General features: G+C 36.3%; 15 protein-coding genes. 12 read left to right on the forward strand and 3 right to left on the reverse strand.

Annotated elements, in window-relative coordinates:
• The first annotated feature begins 36 nt into the window (after positions 1 to 36).
• Genes HMPREF0634_RS00710 through HMPREF0634_RS00720 form a run of 3 tightly spaced genes read left to right on the forward strand, consistent with a single transcriptional unit; the run spans position 37 to position 5240 of the window.
• A complete protein-coding gene (locus tag HMPREF0634_RS00710; RefSeq protein WP_007788105.1) occupies positions 37 to 2211 on the forward strand; it encodes an ABC transporter ATP-binding protein in 2175 nt (724 codons plus the stop codon).
• Positions 2201 to 4078, forward strand: a complete 1878-nt coding sequence (locus HMPREF0634_RS00715) for an ABC transporter ATP-binding protein (protein ID WP_007788083.1) — start codon at positions 2201 to 2203, stop codon at positions 4076 to 4078. Before HMPREF0634_RS00710 ends, HMPREF0634_RS00715 begins: the two co-directional genes overlap by 11 nt.
• Before the next feature lies 1 nt (position 4079).
• Positions 4080 to 5240: an AI-2E family transporter gene (locus tag HMPREF0634_RS00720; RefSeq protein WP_007788155.1), complete on the forward strand. Its 1161-nt coding sequence runs from the start codon at positions 4080 to 4082 to the stop codon at positions 5238 to 5240.
• A gap of 114 nt (positions 5241 to 5354) precedes the next feature.
• On the opposite strand, the gene HMPREF0634_RS00725 is transcribed toward HMPREF0634_RS00720, so the two are convergent.
• Positions 5355 to 6032 carry a Crp/Fnr family transcriptional regulator gene (locus tag HMPREF0634_RS00725; protein ID WP_007788041.1) on the reverse strand — a complete coding sequence of 226 codons (678 nt, stop codon included), beginning with the start codon at positions 6030 to 6032 and terminating at the stop codon, positions 5355 to 5357.
• A gap of 276 nt (positions 6033 to 6308) precedes the next feature.
• Here HMPREF0634_RS00725 and msrA point away from each other — a divergent pair, with 276 nt between their 5' ends.
• From msrA to HMPREF0634_RS00740, 3 genes are all read left to right on the forward strand, one after another.
• Positions 6309 to 7262, forward strand: a complete 954-nt coding sequence (gene msrA / locus HMPREF0634_RS00730) for a peptide-methionine (S)-S-oxide reductase MsrA (protein WP_007788040.1) — start codon at positions 6309 to 6311, stop codon at positions 7260 to 7262.
• A 106-nt stretch (positions 7263 to 7368) separates the two neighbouring features.
• Positions 7369 to 8700 (forward strand): alanyl-tRNA editing protein, encoded by a 1332-nt coding sequence (locus tag HMPREF0634_RS00735; RefSeq protein ID WP_040565577.1) that lies wholly within the window; start codon positions 7369 to 7371, stop codon positions 8698 to 8700.
• A gap of 72 nt (positions 8701 to 8772) precedes the next feature.
• Positions 8773 to 9090, forward strand: coding sequence for a hypothetical protein (locus HMPREF0634_RS00740; protein WP_007788063.1), 318 nt, complete (start codon positions 8773 to 8775; stop codon positions 9088 to 9090).
• A 38-nt stretch (positions 9091 to 9128) separates the two neighbouring features.
• Here the strand turns inward: HMPREF0634_RS00740 and HMPREF0634_RS00745 are convergent, their stop codons facing one another.
• Together HMPREF0634_RS00745 and HMPREF0634_RS09270 are read right to left on the reverse strand one after the other, a co-directional pair.
• Entirely contained in the window at positions 9129 to 9530 is a 402-nt protein-coding gene (locus tag HMPREF0634_RS00745) for a hypothetical protein (protein WP_050786320.1), read from the reverse strand.
• A complete protein-coding gene (locus HMPREF0634_RS09270) occupies positions 9527 to 9709 on the reverse strand; it encodes a hypothetical protein (protein ID WP_050786321.1) in 183 nt (60 codons plus the stop codon). The genes HMPREF0634_RS00745 and HMPREF0634_RS09270 overlap by 4 nt, the downstream gene beginning before the upstream one ends.
• A gap of 197 nt (positions 9710 to 9906) precedes the next feature.
• Here HMPREF0634_RS09270 and HMPREF0634_RS00750 point away from each other — a divergent pair, with 197 nt between their 5' ends.
• The 6 genes from HMPREF0634_RS00750 to dxs all read left to right on the forward strand — a co-directional run bounded on the left by HMPREF0634_RS00750 (position 9907) and on the right by dxs (position 15926).
• Positions 9907 to 11013 carry a protein kinase domain-containing protein gene (locus HMPREF0634_RS00750; protein WP_007788114.1) on the forward strand — a complete coding sequence of 369 codons (1107 nt, stop codon included), beginning with the start codon at positions 9907 to 9909 and terminating at the stop codon, positions 11011 to 11013.
• A gap of 99 nt (positions 11014 to 11112) precedes the next feature.
• Positions 11113 to 12318 (forward strand): exodeoxyribonuclease VII large subunit, encoded by a 1206-nt coding sequence (gene xseA, locus HMPREF0634_RS00755; protein ID WP_007788030.1) that lies wholly within the window; start codon positions 11113 to 11115, stop codon positions 12316 to 12318.
• A 67-nt stretch (positions 12319 to 12385) separates the two neighbouring features.
• On the forward strand, positions 12386 to 12631 hold the full coding sequence (gene xseB / locus HMPREF0634_RS00760) for an exodeoxyribonuclease VII small subunit (RefSeq protein ID WP_007788032.1): 246 nt from the start codon (positions 12386 to 12388) through the stop codon (positions 12629 to 12631).
• Positions 12631 to 13515, forward strand: a complete 885-nt coding sequence (locus HMPREF0634_RS00765) for a polyprenyl synthetase family protein (RefSeq protein ID WP_007788039.1) — start codon at positions 12631 to 12633, stop codon at positions 13513 to 13515. Before xseB ends, HMPREF0634_RS00765 begins: the two co-directional genes overlap by 1 nt.
• A 16-nt stretch (positions 13516 to 13531) precedes the next feature.
• Positions 13532 to 13963 carry a divergent PAP2 family protein gene (locus HMPREF0634_RS00770; protein ID WP_007788061.1) on the forward strand — a complete coding sequence of 144 codons (432 nt, stop codon included), beginning with the start codon at positions 13532 to 13534 and terminating at the stop codon, positions 13961 to 13963.
• Between the two features lie 16 nt (positions 13964 to 13979).
• The gene (dxs, locus tag HMPREF0634_RS00775; protein WP_007788078.1) at positions 13980 to 15926 is read left to right on the forward strand and encodes a 1-deoxy-D-xylulose-5-phosphate synthase; all 1947 of its coding nucleotides are present in this window, start codon (positions 13980 to 13982) and stop codon (positions 15924 to 15926) included.
• Positions 15927 to 15937: the final 11 nt, after the last annotated feature.

Here is a 15937-nt window from a genome sequence, read left to right on the forward strand (position 1 = left end):
TAATCTATGTATGAAGAATTTTAGAAAGGATATACTATGAAAAAGATACTATCATATTTCGTTAAACATATACCGGCCATACTAATGTTGATACTGGTCTTAGGCCTGGAAGTTAAATTTGAACTTTTGTTGCCGAACTATACATCTAATATAGTAAATGTAGGTATACAACAGGGTGGGATAGAAAATTCTGTACCAAGGATAATGGATGAAGGAACCTATGCCATCATGCTATCATTATCAGAGGTAGGCCATAAGACAGTAATAGCCAAGTCTTATGAAAGATGGTCCCCTAGTGATAAAAATTCATATAATACTAATTTGGAAAAAAATAATAAAAATTCCAGGTTAATAAGCCAATCCAAGCGTGATAGGGTCTACTATCTCCTAAAGGCTGATGCCAAGATGGATAAATTGAATGACTACATGGCCAACTCCCTGGTCAATATGGCCTCTTATATGGCCAGCAATCCAAAGAAATCAAGCAAGGGGTCAAGTAATAAGGCCATGGCCAATATTGTAAGGGACAAAAATATGCCTGACTTTATGAAAAAACAGGTCAGCATAAGGATAGTTGGTCAGATATATAAGAATTTGGGAATAGATACGGGGAAGATGCAGAAGTCCTACCTCTGGAAGACTGGTGGAATCATGCTGGTCTTGAGTATTTTAGCAGGATTATTGTCTATAGTGGTAAGTTTTATAGCAGCAAGGGTATCTACCAGGGTGTCAAAGAGCCTGAGACGGGATTCTTTTAAAAAGGTTCTTGAATTTTCTAATGCTGAGATGGACAAGTTTTCTATATCATCCTTGATAGCAAGGTCTACCAATGATATCCAGCAGATACAACAGTCATCTATCCTTGGCTTAAGATTCATATTTTACGGTCCCTTGATGGCTGTAGGAGCCTTTAGCAGGGTATTTAAACTGGAGGTATCCATGTTGTGGATAATTGGGTTAGCCATATTGGTGACAGTTATGTCCATAATTGTTATTATGATATTTGCCATACCTAAGTTCAAGATAATACAGAATGTAGTAGATAAGATGAACCTGGTAACTAGGGAATTTATATCTGGTATAGAAGTAAATAGGGTCTTTGGGACTGCCAAGTATGAAGAGGAGAGGTTTGACAAGGTCAACAAAGAATTGACTGGCATAAACCTATTTATAAATAGGGCTATGTCCTTGATGCAGCCCTTGATGATATTTATTATGGATATTACAACTATATTAATTATATGGTTTGGAGCCAAGCAGATAGATATGGGTAATATCCAGGTAGGAGATATGATGGCCTTTATCCAGTATACTATGCAGATAATTATATCATTCCTGTTCATAACTATGATGTCTGTTATGTTACCAAGGGCCATGGTCAGTGCTAAGAGGGTCAGTGATGTATTGACTAGCGAGGTCAGCATTGAGGACAAGGGAACTATAAAGGCCTTTGCCCAGGAAGGTAGCCTGGTATTCGAAAATGTTACTTTCAAGTATGAAGGTGCCCACGAAAATGTCATTGAGGATATTTCTTTTGAGGCTGAGAAGGGCAAGACAACTGCTATTATAGGTTCGACCGGTTCGGGTAAAACTACTATAGTCAACCTCATTCCAAGGTTCCTGGAAGCTACAAGTGGCAAAATATACCTGGATGGCGTTGAGATAAGACAGATACCTATGTCTATAATAAGGGACAAGGTATCAATAGTTCCTCAGATGTCAGTCCTGTTTTCAGGTACAATAGCTTCAAATATTGAATATGCTAAATCTATAAGAAGTTATAAGAAGGTTAAAAATGCTGCAGAGATATCCCAGTCAATGGACTTTATCAATTCAAAGTCAGAGGGCTTGGACAGTAAGGTATCTCAGGGAGGATCTAATTTATCGGGAGGTCAAAAACAGAGGCTGTCCATAGCCAGGGCTATAGCAAGGAATCCTGAAATAATAGTCTTTGACGATAGTTTCTCCGCCTTGGATTCAAAGACCGACAAGATGGTAAGGAGTCAAATCCATGACAAATTAAGGGACAAGACCTTGATTATAATAGCCCAAAGGATAAATACTATTATAAATGCAGATGAGATAATTGTCTTGGATAATGGTAAGATAGTTGACAAAGGAAAACATCTTGACCTGCTTGAAAGATGTAGCGTTTACTATGAAATAGCTAAATCACAGTTGACAGAGGAGGAGTTAAAAAATGTTAAGTAGAAAAACAAATAATAGGTCCTCTAAGACTGATAAAAATAAGAGAAAAACACAGAAAAATAGAAGTAAGGCAGACCAGGAGAAGAAAAAGGGAAATAATTTTTCTAAGACCATGAAGAGGTTATTAGACTATACCTGTGGAGACAAGCTGAATATTTTAATTGTTTTGATTTTTTCAGTTGTATCTACAATATTTGCTATAGTTGGACCTAAGATAATGGGGACTGCAACTACAGAAATATTCAATGGTTTAGTCAGCAAAATTAGGGATGGTGGTCAAGGTATCGACTTCAACAAGATACTAAAGATTATACTGGTTTTGGTTATCCTATATATTATTAGTTCTGTTTTCTCCTATGCCCAGTCATACATAATGAGTGGTGTTGCCCAGAGGATCTCATACAAGTTGAGACAGGAGATATCACAAAAAATAAATAGACTTCCTATGGCCTATTTTGATAGGAATAGCAAGGGGGATATTATATCGAGAGTTACAAATGATGTAGATACTCTTAGCCAGACTTTAAACCAGAGTTTGATGCAGATGATTACATCCATCATAACCCTTGTGGGTGTATTTATAATGATGTTATCTATAAACCTGATAATGACCATAGCAGCCCTAGTGGTCATGCCACTAACTATGTTGATCTTGTCCCTGGTGATTAGGAAGTCACAGGTATTTTTCAAACAACAGCAAAAGTACTTGGGGGATATGAATGGAAAGATAGAGGAGACCTTCTCTGGTCAGAATATAGTCAGGGGCTACAATGGTGAAAAGTTTGAACTAAATGAATTTGATACCATAAATAGAAAACTTTATGATACAGGATGGAAGTCACAATTTCTATCTAGCATCATGATGCCTATAATGAATTTTGTGGGAAATCTTGGCTATGCCATAGTTTCTATCCTGGGAGGTTATATGGCTATCAATGGTAGGATATCAGTTGGTGATATCCAGGCCTTTATCCAATACATGAGGTCATTTACCCAGCCACTAAACCAGATAGCCCAGATAATGAATCTCCTACAGTCCACGGTTGCGGCTGCTGATAGGATATTTGAGTTTCTGGATGAAGAGGAAATAGACCTGTCAAAGAAAGATATCTTAGAAGGGCCAGTCCAGGGTAATATCAAGTTTGACCATGTTAGGTTTGGATATAAGAGTGATAATATAATTATCAAAGACTTTAGTTTGGATATAAAGGCAGGCCAAAAGGTGGCTATAGTAGGTCCTACAGGCGCTGGAAAGACTACTATAGTCAAGCTGTTGATGAGGTTTTATGGCCTGAATTCAGGTAAGATATATCTAGATGGTGTAGATATAGAGAGTCTAGACCTGGAAAGCTATAGGAAAAATTTTGCTATGGTACTTCAGGATACATGGTTATTTAGTGGAACTATCATGGAAAATCTTAAGTATGGTAGGCTTGATGCAAGTGATGAAGATGTTTACAAGGCTGCAAAAGCTGCCCATGTTGATAGATTTATAATGACTCAGAAGCAAGGATATGATACAATATTAACTGAAGACTCTAAGAATATTTCTCAGGGACAAAAGCAGCTACTGACGATAGCCAGGGCTATACTTTCGGACCCTAAGATTTTGATCTTAGACGAAGCGACCAGTTCAGTCGATACCAGGACAGAGGTCTTAATTCAGCAGGCTATGGACAATCTTATCAAGGATAGGACCAGCTTTATAATAGCCCATAGGTTGTCTACAATTAGGAATGCTGACCTTATACTAGTATTAAATGAAGGAGATATTGTAGAGCAGGGTAGTCATGATGAATTATTGGCTAAAGATGGATTCTACAGTAACTTGTACAGGTCGCAATACGAAGAATTGGAAGGTGCTAATTAATATGAAGATAGATTGGAATAGAAAATATACTACCATAGCGGTCTATGCTATAATAGTAGTGGTGTTTGGGATATCATTCTACCTAAGTGTGATGCAGTTCTCCAAGTTAAGTGAACTTACATCAACATTTATAGATATTTTAAAACCATTTATAGTAGGATTTTCTTTAGCCTACCTATTGAACTTTATAATGGAGTTTGTGGAAGGGAAAATAGTTCTAAACTTGATGCCTAAGGGGGGAAAAAGACTAGTTAGGTATTTATCTATGATTATTACCTATATCTTAGTTACACTATTTGTATTCCTCTTCTTTAAATTTATATTCCCACAGGTTGCAGAGAGTGTAGTGAAACTGGTAACAGACTTCCCACATATTGTGAATAAGATTTATAACTATATAGATAAGTTTATAAGTCATATAAACCTGCCTGAACCTACTAGGATGGCCGTAAACCAAAAGGTAAATGAAATAGGTAAGTCAGCTATAGACTTTGCTACAAACCTTGTTCCGTTTTTTGCTAATTTCTTCTTGAATATAGTTAAGAGTGTGTGGAATTTGGTTTTAGGTATAATAATATCAATTTATATACTAGCAGATAAGGAAGGCTTCTTCCGTCTTTGTAGAAAGTTTATATTTGCGATATTTACTAAGGACACTTCTGATAATATACTTAAGGTTACCAGGCTTTCTAACGACATATTCGGGAAGTTTATAATAGGTAAGATAATAGACTCTGTTATAATAGCCATAATTACCTTTATTATACTTTCAATAGTCAAGATGCCTTATGTAATCCTTTTGACTTTTATAATTGGTATAACAAATGTTATTCCGTTTTTTGGTCCATTTATCGGGGCAATACCATCTGTCTTACTGGTTTTGATAGTTGACCCTATAAAGGCACTTTGGCTGATAGTGATCATATTCATCATCCAGCAGTTGGATGGTAATGTAATAGGACCTAAGATTTTAGGAGATTCTATAGGTATTTCATCATTTTGGATCCTATTCTCCCTACTGGTTGCTGGAAAGTTCTTTGGTATAATCGGAATGGTTATAGGAGTACCATTATTTGCAGTAATCTACACTATAGTTGCAGAGACTATTAACGACAGATTAAAAACTAAGGGACTGACAGATTCTGCTAATGGTAAAAAATAAAACAAAAAGATTAGCTGGCCAAGACCAAATTTATATTATGGGTCTTAGCCAGCTTTTTATTTTTATCATATTATCTCCTAGGTATGAGACCAGGGATTAAGAGTTTAGGTTACACTATAGTAGCTTAAATGTGTTTTTTTCGTAGTCTATAAGGCCATCGTCCTTTAAACGACTAAGTTCTCTTGAAAGGGCAGACCTATCTACGCCTAAAAAGTCAGCCATATCCTTCCTTGAATAAGGTATTAGAAAGATATTTGACTGGTTTTTAAGTTTATGTAGTTCAAGGAAATGGAGAATTTTTTCCCTAATATTCCTCCTGGATACAACTTCTATTTTTGATAGAAGTATAAGGTTCTTATCAGCAAATGTATGTAAGAGACTGGATATAATTTCCTGCTTTTCCCTTATCAAGTCCAGGTCATCTAGGTTGCCTACAGACAGTAGTTCATCAGTGTTGACTAAAAGAAGGGTAGATATTTTGTTTGTTGTTGCAGTAACTGGACTTATCTTCTTACTGGTAAAAGAAAAGACCTCGGCAAAGATTTGGTTTTTGACAACAGAGTCAATTATATTCCTATTTCCATATTCGTCTGTATTAGAAAGGATTACCTCACCTTCTAAGAGGATACACATATTATGGTACACTTCTCCTTCACGAAAGATGATTTCGTTTTTATCTAAGTGTATAATCTTTGAATTAAAAGAATTCAAAAGTTTTTCCAAATTATCTTGACTTAAATGCGAAAACAAGCTTATCTTGTTAAGATCTTTTAAATATTTTTTTTCAATCATATAAACCTCCTGTTGCAATTTTTATATTGATAGTTATTTTTACGAGAAATATATGTAATCATTATAACAAAAATTTGAAAAAAGGTGAATTTTTTTCTAAATTGTTGATTTTTTGGTCAAAATAAGGAAACATATTGTTAAAAATTGAATAAATGAGGTTTATTTTTCATTTAAAAGGATATAAATATATGTATAAATATGAGTAATTAGAATATGTATAAGACATAATCTTTTACTAGAATATAATTAGTAGAAGGAATATGAGGAGGAAATAAGATGAGAGAAATTGCTATTTTGGCTGGAGGATGTTTCTGGTGTATGGTCAAACCATTTACAAGCTATGAAGGTGTTGAAAAAGTTGTAAGTGGTTATATAGGTGGTCATAAGGAAAATCCTACTTACAAGGAAGTTTGCAGTGGTGGAACAGGTCATTATGAGGCCGTTGAGATAACTTTTGATAATGAAAAAATTAAATTTAAAGAAATACTAGATATTTTCTGGAAGCAGATAGATCCCCAGGATGAGAATGGTCAGTTTGCTGACAGGGGCAGCCAGTACAAGACAGCAATCTTCTACACTAGTGATAAACAAAAAGAAGAAGCTCAAGTGTCAAAAAATAGGATTGAAGACCTCTACTTTAATGGTAAGGAAATTGCCACTGGTATACATGAGGCAAGCCACTTCTATCCTGCAGAAGACTACCATCAGAATTACTGTAAGACTAACTCAAAGCACTATAGCGTCTACTATAAAAACTCTGGTAGGTACAACTTTGTCAAGGCCAAGTGGGATAGGAATAACCTGGACAGGAATAATTTAAGAAATAAACTTAGGGATATAGAATTTGAGGTTACACAGAATGATATGACAGAGGTACCTTTTGAAAATGAGTACTTTGATAAATTTGACAAGGGTATTTACGTTGACCTTGTAGACGGAAGACCCCTATTCAGCTCAAGTGATAAGTTTGATTCGGGTTGCGGATGGCCAGCCTTCTCTAAACCGATTGAAGATACGGCCTTAATGGAAAGGGCTGACTATTCTTTTGGTATGGAGAGGACAGAGGTTAGGTCTCTTGGGTCAAACTGCCACCTTGGTCATGTATTCAACGATAATCCAAATTCTGATAATGGTTTGAGGTATTGCATAAATTCTGCTGCCATAAAGTTCATACCTTATGATAAAATGGAAGAGTGTGGATACGGTGAATACAAGAAGTATGTAAAATAGGTTATCTTGCCGGATGCTTTAACTTGTCGATAGTAGGAGTAGTATGCCTGCAAGCATGACTTTTGGTATAGGCACCCTTGCACAAGGTATTTCAAGGAGGGTATTTATGTTGAAGACAGAAGCTTTATATTATAGTGATAGGTATATGAAAGAATGTCAGGCTAGGTTACTATCGGTTGACATAGTAGGTGGAAAGATATATATGGTCTTTGATAGGACTCTTTTCTTTCCAGGAGGCGGTGGCCAGGCCCAGGATGGGGGATATGTCATTGATGACTCTGGAATAAAATTTGATATATGTGGAATCAATGAAAAAGAAGGTCTTATCTACCATGAGGTCAGGATGGCCAAGGATGGCCTTGAGTCCCTGATAACCAGTAGACAAGGTATACTTGATAGTATGGACCAGGCTGAAAAAGTGTCTATGATAGAAGATTATATTGGGGCTAAGTTAAAAGCTGATCCTATATTCCGTATGGTTTTGAACTGGGAACACAGGGAAGACTATATGCACCAACATTCGGGTCAACATGTCCTATCAGGCGTCTTTTATAAGTTGTTTTCAAGAAATACACTAGGTCTTCATATAGGCAAAGACCTATCTCAATTGGATATAGAGGGAGAATTTGACCATGATATGGTTAAGGAGGTCGAGAGGTATGCCAACCTTATCGTATCACAGGAAATTAAGATAGATAACTTTGTCCTGGATAGGGACAAGCTGGAAGATACATATACTAGGAGGCCTCTACCAAATACAAGTGAAGATATAAGGATTTTAAAGATTGGAGACCTTGATATTAATGCCTGCTGTGGAGTTCATTCTACAGACACTGGCCAGCTTAAATTGATAAAAATTAAAAAATATTACCACCACAAGGGCAATACACGTTTCGAATATTTGGTGGGTAAAAGGGCAATATCATATATCCTAGATAGAGATGAATACTTTAGCAAGCTTCTTTTAAAATACGATACCAATGAAGCTAATATCCTAAATGCCATAGGTAATTTGGAAGACAAGAAGGATGATTTTGCTGAAAAGAACAAGCTTCTTTTAGATTTTTATCTGGAGGCCAGGTCCAAGTCCTTACTTGAAGGACTTAGGGAAAATTCACAGGGTATCATAGTTGTAAGAGGGGTCCTTGATGATGATGCCTGGATGGTAGAAGCACTTGCCAAGTATATAACGAATAATTACAAGTCCCTGGTAATTTTTGCCAGTGGAGGCCAGGCTCAGCCGAGGGTATTTTTACAGGTTGATAAGAAACTAGCCAAAGAAGAATCTATCAAGCTTGGAAAGGTCCTTAAGGACCATGCTGGTTTGGCAGATATAAGGGGTGGAGGTTCTGATTATATGGCCCAGGGTCAGGTGCTTGATAAAAAAAATATTGACAAATTTATAGATAAAATTTATTCTATATATACTAGTCTTTAATTAAATATAACAATTATTTTCATAGGTATATAGGGCTTTAAATCAAAGTCAGTACTTTTATAGGAGGAAAGAATGTCACGATCAGGATTGGTTATTTTGGTGATTCTGTCCTTAGTTGTAATATCTTTTATTATAGGTAAGAATGGAAGAGGTGCAAATAACTATATTATTAGAAATACCGCTGCAGTTTACAGTTTAATACTGTCTCTTTTAGCGATTGTAAAGTCCAACCAGGGCATGGTTCAAGGATTTTATATGGGGGTCTTGGCTTTTATATTAAGTATTTTGGTCCTCACAGTATACAAGAAGAAATATGATATTTGTAGGATATTCTTGGTGGTGAGTGTAGTTTTGGCTACCTTTGCTACATATTTTTCCTACATAAACTAAAATAAAGTAATCATGACCATCTTACCAGGTGGATGTGATTACTTTATTTTTGTTAGTTCGAAACCATTCACTTGAAGTGATTCAATCTTTTCTGATCTTATTATGGAGTCGAAGTAAATATTATCTTTTTCGTTAGCATATCTGAAATAGCCACTAGCATATAGGGTGTCGCCATTTTTATGGATTGAAGATGTGATGACTTCTAGATTTCCATCAGACCTTACACTAGAGACAATCTTTTTCTTTATCAGTTTTTCATACTTAATAGTTTCTTGGGTACTAAGCCTATTGTCAATACTAGTGAATTTTTTTGGCATAGTATCATAAGTCTTATAGTTTACAGCCGTCTTATAAATTTTTGAACCTGCAAGTATGACAAGCACTGTTATGATAAGAAGGTAGAAGAAAATTACCCAGGCAGGACGGGATTTCTTAATCAATTTTTTGTTTTTAAATTTCTTGTTTGTTGGTTGATTTGTTCCCTCATCCTATTAATATCATATACCATCTTGCCTTCAGGCATAGTTTTAGGAGTTTTATTTTGAGCCTGTTTTGATGCATATGCTTTCTTTTTTTCGGCAAAGTTTATAGTTTTATTCTTATTTTTGTCTTTAGCCATAGCTCTTTCCTCCTATTACCCTTAGTAATTCTAATTATATTAAATTTACACTGTCAAGTCAATCATTTGCCTAAACATATGACAAAAATAATGACAATTACAGACAATATTTTAATAATTTATGGTAAGGTACATATAATTATGATATTATAGAATAGATAGTATGTGGGCACTTGCCCGAGAAGGTAGTGATAAAGATGATATTTATAGGAAATAGATATGAAATAACCGATAGGCCTGTTTATATTGAGGAAAACAAGCTATACAATGCCTATGATTCAGAGAAGAAAATAGATGTTAAAATAAAAATAATAGAAAATAACAGGTATATAAGTATAGATTTTATACCAAACCTGATTGATGAGAGCATAATTATTGACGATTTAAGGTCTCCACATATCTTGAGAATACTGGATGTAGGAGTACATAGGACTGTTGATAACCTGCTTTATTATATCGTTTATGAGAATTTCAGGGGAGTCTCTCTTACTACCCTAAACAAGGGAGCCTACCTACACATGGATGCCTTGATAAGGATAGCTACACAGACTGTGAAGGCCCTACAGGCCTACTATAATTTAGGTAAGAAACACGGGTCCTTGAGGCCTGACAATATACTGGTTAATGAAAGGTACGAGATAAAGATAGCAGACTTTGGTATTACAGAAGCCAATAAGGGTACAAATATCAGGTGCTCTGGAAATCTTAAGTACCTATCTCCATCCCAGTTGAGTATAGATTTTACTGATATAAAGTCGGACCTATATTGTCTGGGTGTAATCTTGTATGAGTCGGTTTTTAAGAAATTTCCATTTAATGATGCCCATACTGAAAAGCAGTTAATCAAGGCTATTGACAAGGGTGTTATATGGTCTAAAATCAATACTAGTGGTATGAATAAGGACTTTGTGGAAATTATAAAACGTCTTTTGGAGAGAAATGACAACCTATGTTATAAGAATTATAATGAAGTTCTGTTGAGTCTGAGTCATTTTATGTACAAAACTTCCAAGATTGATATAGAGGCTATAAGGGCAGAGGAGAACCAACCCCACCTGGAGTCAGTCTTGCACAAGACAGGTCATGTTAGCCCGGATGACTTTTATAAGACAAGGCAGATGTACTTGTCAGATATACAAAAGGAACTTGAAAATAAGAGTATAGATGATATGAAGATTGTCAAGAATGGCCATACAGACAAGAAAAGTAAGAAAAAAAAGAATGGAAAAAAGACATCTCTTATAATTATAGTCCTTATTTTAATTATAATGATGGTTCTACCTTTTATTAATATGTTTTTATAAAACCAAGCCCGTGCTCAAGCATGGGCTTTTTATTCGTAAAATTCCTGGTTATATGGTATAATAAAATTTAGCATATTATGCAAATTTGGTGGTGGTTGAATGAAAATTAGAGTTTTGGAAGTATCCGAAGTAAATGAATATATTAAAAAAGTTTTTTTAGATGATCCTATCCTCAATAGTGTGAAAGTAAGAGGAGAGATATCTAATTTTAAGATACATTCTAGTGGTCATGTATACTTGACCCTAAAGGATAATAAGTCAAAAATTAGGTGTATGATCTATAGGTCTGACTATAATAAGGACCTAGAATTAGACAATGGAAGTAAGATAGTTGCAGATGGATATATTTCTAATTACGTAAGTGATGGATCCTACCAACTGTATATGAAAAATGTTTCTCTTGAAGGTGTAGGCAACCTATACCTAGATTTTTTAAAGTTAAAGGAAAAGCTAGATAAGGAGGGACTTTTTTCTAACTACTACAAGAAACCCATACCTAGGTTTCCCAAGTCTATAGGTGTGGTTACATCTGAGACTGGGGCAGTCATTAGGGATATAATAAATGTTATAAGCAGGAGGTACCCAAAGGTAGCAATTAAGTTGTATCCAGCACTGGTACAGGGGAAGGATTCAGTTTCTAGCCTAATAGCAGGTATAAACTTTTTTAATTTGGAATACCCTGTTGATACAATTATTATAGGAAGAGGTGGTGGCTCTCTTGAGGAATTGTGGTCTTTTAATGATGAAGACCTGGCCAGGGCCATATTCGCGTCTTCAATACCAGTAATATCAGCAGTGGGCCATGAAACTGATTTCACTATTTGTGATTTTGTTTCAGATGAAAGGGCACCAACTCCTTCTGCAGCGGCTGAGATAGCTACACCAAATTTAGCTGACCTTTTAAGGGAACAAGATTTAATGGCCAAGCGCATGACCAACTCTATAAATAATAGGATTATTTTAGAAAAACACAGGCTAAGGTCTAGCATGGATAGGTTTAGTCAGTATGCTGATAGGTATATGCTTGGGGATAGGTATATAGCCCTGGATATGATATTAGATAAGATAGATTCAAGTTTTACCAAGTATATTCAAAATAAAAGGGAAGAAATGAACTTGTATGGGGTTAAGATGTCCAGTTTAAACCCCTTTTCAATATTTGATAGGGGATATTCAATAGCGGAAAAAGAAGGAAGGATAGTCTCCACTATCAGGGATATTGACCAGGGAGACAAGTTGAAAATAAATCTTAAGGATGGAAAACTGGACTGTCAGGTAGTGGATATAGAGGCTAATGATAAGTAATAGTATATAAAATGTATTTAACTAATAAACAATAAATGAGTAAAGAGAATAAGATAGGGGTGGCAATTTGAATTCGGACAAGTTGGTAAGTATAAGTGAAATAGATATAGAAAAGATGTCTTATGAGGAGGCTTTCGATATGATGAAGGACCTGGTTAGTCAGTTAGAAAATGGCCAGGTAAACCTTGAAGAGTCTCTTAAGTTATTCGAATATGGAAGTCGTCTGTATAGGCACTGTAATGCTATATTGGAAAAAACAGAAATGAAGATAAGTAAATTCAATGAATATAAGGAAGAAGTAGAGGTGGACTAATGGATTTCATCAGTGAATTGAAAAAGAAGAGTGATTTTATAGAAGCAGAGATTTATGCCTACCTACCACTGGAAGAGGGCTATCAAAAGACTCTTTTTTCAGCCATGAATTATAGCTATAAGGCAGGTGGTAAGAGGTTAAGGCCAATCTTGATTATGGAGTCATATAAGCTATGCGGTGGAAAGGGTAGTGAATACCTTCCTTATGCAGCAGCAATAGAAATGATCCATACCTATTCACTAATTCATGATGACCTACCAGCCTTGGACAATGATGACCTTAGGAGGGGGAAGAAAACCAACCATAAGGTCTTTGGAGAAGCCATGGCTATATTGGCAGGAGATGGTCTCCTAAACTATGCCTATGAGGTAATCTTAAACCATGCCCTTAATTCATCTGACCAGCCATCAGCAATTAAGGCCTGCAAGGCCATAGCAGATGGGGCTGGTATATATGGTATGGTCGGAGGTCAGGTAGTAGACGTTGAGAGCGAGTCTAAGGAAATAGACCTAGCCTGTCTGGACTTTATCCACTTGAACAAGACGGCAGCTATGATAGTTGCCTGCATGAAGTCAGGTGCTTACCTGGCAGGTGCAGATGATGATACAGTTGAAAAGTTAGAAGCCTATGGAAGGTATCTAGGTTTGGCCTTTCAGATAGCTGATGATATCCTTGATATCGAGGGCGATGAAAAGGAACTCGGTAAAAATGTTGGTAGTGATATAGAAAATGACAAGGCTACTTATCCCCATATACTTGGTATGGAAAGGTCTAAAGAAATTGCCAGAGACCTGGTTGTCAAGGCAAAAGAAAAGATAGAGGCTTTTGAAGGGGCAGAGTTTCTAGTTGGATTGGCCGACTATGTCATCAGCAGAAACAAGTAGTGGTAATGGAGGAAGTATGAGTTTTTTCAGTGAGATATTTAGTAACGAGATCTTGTGGGTTAGTATATTTGCCTGTTTTTTTGCCCAGTTTTTAAAAATTTTCTCAGGTGAAAAAGGCATAGATATTAGTAGAATCATAGTTTCTGGTGGTATGCCTAGTTCACATAGTTCTTTTGTTTCTTGTATGTCTACAATGATAGGTCTTAAGTATGGTTTTTCATCTGACTTATTTGCAGTAGCAGTGGTTGTATCATTGATTATTATGTACGATGCATCAGGTGTAAGACAGGCTGTAGGTAAGCAGGCTACAATACTTAACCAGTTAATAGAGGATTGGCAGAAGAAGAAGGAAATAAAGCAGGAGAAACTTAAGGAGTTAATGGGACATACACCAAAGCAGGTTTTCTTTGGTGGCTTATTAGGTATAATTATAGGCCTAATATTCTAGATAGTAAGGTGATAATATGTATGAATTAATAAGAGGGATAAATTCCCCAGCAGATATAAAAAGAATGAATAAGGAGGACTTGTCTAACCTGGCTAAGGATATCAGGAAGTTTTTGATAAAGAAGATATCAGCCACAGGTGGCCACCTGGCATCTAACCTGGGAGTGGTTGAATTAACTCTGGCCCTTCACAAGGTATTTGACAGTCCTGAAGATAAGATTATATGGGACGTTGGTCACCAGGCCTATGTCCATAAGATATTGACAGGGAGGCAGGATGGTTTTGACTCCCTAAGACAGTATGGTGGTATGTCGGGTTTTCCAAAGGAATCTGAAAGTCAGCATGATATTTTTGATACGGGACATAGCTCTACATCCATATCTGTTGCCTTGGGACTTGCCTGTGCCAGGGATATACAGAAGCAGAAGCACCAGGTTATTGCCGTAATAGGTGATGGTGCCTTTACAGGAGGGATGGCTATTGAAGCCTTGAATAACCTGGGATATTTGAATAAAAACATGATAGTAATCCTCAATGATAATGAAATGTCCATAGACAAGAATACGGGTGCATTTTCTTCTTATATGTCAAAGATAATGATGAATAGCGACACCCTTATCATGAAGGAAAACATTGATAAGTTTATGAATATGACTCAAATAGGTAGCAAGATATCCAAGAGGGCAAATAGGTTGACGGATTCTATATTTACCAGCCTATCCCCATCTGAATGTGGTCTAATAGATGCCCTTGGCATAAAGTATTTTGGTCCAATAGATGGTCACAATATAGAGGAACTGGTGGAGACACTTGAGTTTATAAAAAATGTGGATGGACCTAAGTTTATACATGTTAAAACTGTAAAGGGCAAGGGCTATAAGTTTGCCCAAGACCATCCAGAAGACTACCACGGGGTAGGTAAGTTTGATTATAGGACAGGGGTCAAACCAGGCAAGACCAGGTCAATTTCATCTATAGTTGGAATTACCCTTGCAGAGATGGCCAACTACAATGAAAATATAATAGCTATTACGGCGGCCATGCCTACAGGTACTGGTTTAAATATATTTTCTAAGCTACATCCGGACAGGTATTTTGATGTTGGTATAGCGGAACAGCATGCGACTACATTTGCTGCCGGACTGGCCAAGGCTGGTTTAAAACCATACTTTGCAGTATATTCCAGTTTCCTACAAAGGGGATATGACCAGCTTATACACGACGTATGTATAACTAGCAAGCCCGTAACCTTTCTGATAGATAGGGCGGGTCTAGTAGGTAATGATGGTGAAACCCACCATGGTATTTTTGACCTATCCTACCTAAATCCTATACCAAATCTGACAGTTATGGCCCCAATGGATAGCCAGGAAATGATAGATATGATCAGGTTTTCTGAAAGAATGGATAGCCCCCTAGCTATCAGGTATCCTAGGGGAAGTGAGTATATAATAAGTCAAAAGGACTATGATTTTTGCAAGATAGACAGGGAACCATTTGATTCCTATTCCATAGGCCAGCCCCAGGTTCTGATAGACGAGGTAAGACCCCTTAAGGGAAATAATAATTTGAGAAAAGTGGCTATAATTAGTATAGGAAATATGATGAAACCGGTTCTTGATATCCTTCCTGATTTGAGGAAAGAATACAGGGAATCCCACAATGGACAAGACTTTGAACTTATCCTATTAAATGCCAGATACTTGAAACCTTTAAATGTTGATACATATCTGGATATCCTGGGCAGTGTTGATAATGTTATAAGTCTTGAAGATAATGTGGTAACTGGTGGATTTGGTTCCAGTATCTTAAAACTTTTATCAGAGAACCATCTTGACACAAGACTGGATATATTTGCTGTACCTGATAAATTTATTGGGCATGGTAACACTGATATCCTGATGGACAAGCTTGGCTTGTCACCAAGTAAGATAAAAGATAGAATACTTAAGATTCTTGAGTAGGGTTTAGCCTA

The sequence above is a fragment of the Peptostreptococcus stomatis DSM 17678 genome (assembly GCF_000147675.1).
Classification (GTDB): Bacteria; Bacillota; Clostridia; order Peptostreptococcales; family Peptostreptococcaceae; genus Peptostreptococcus; species Peptostreptococcus stomatis.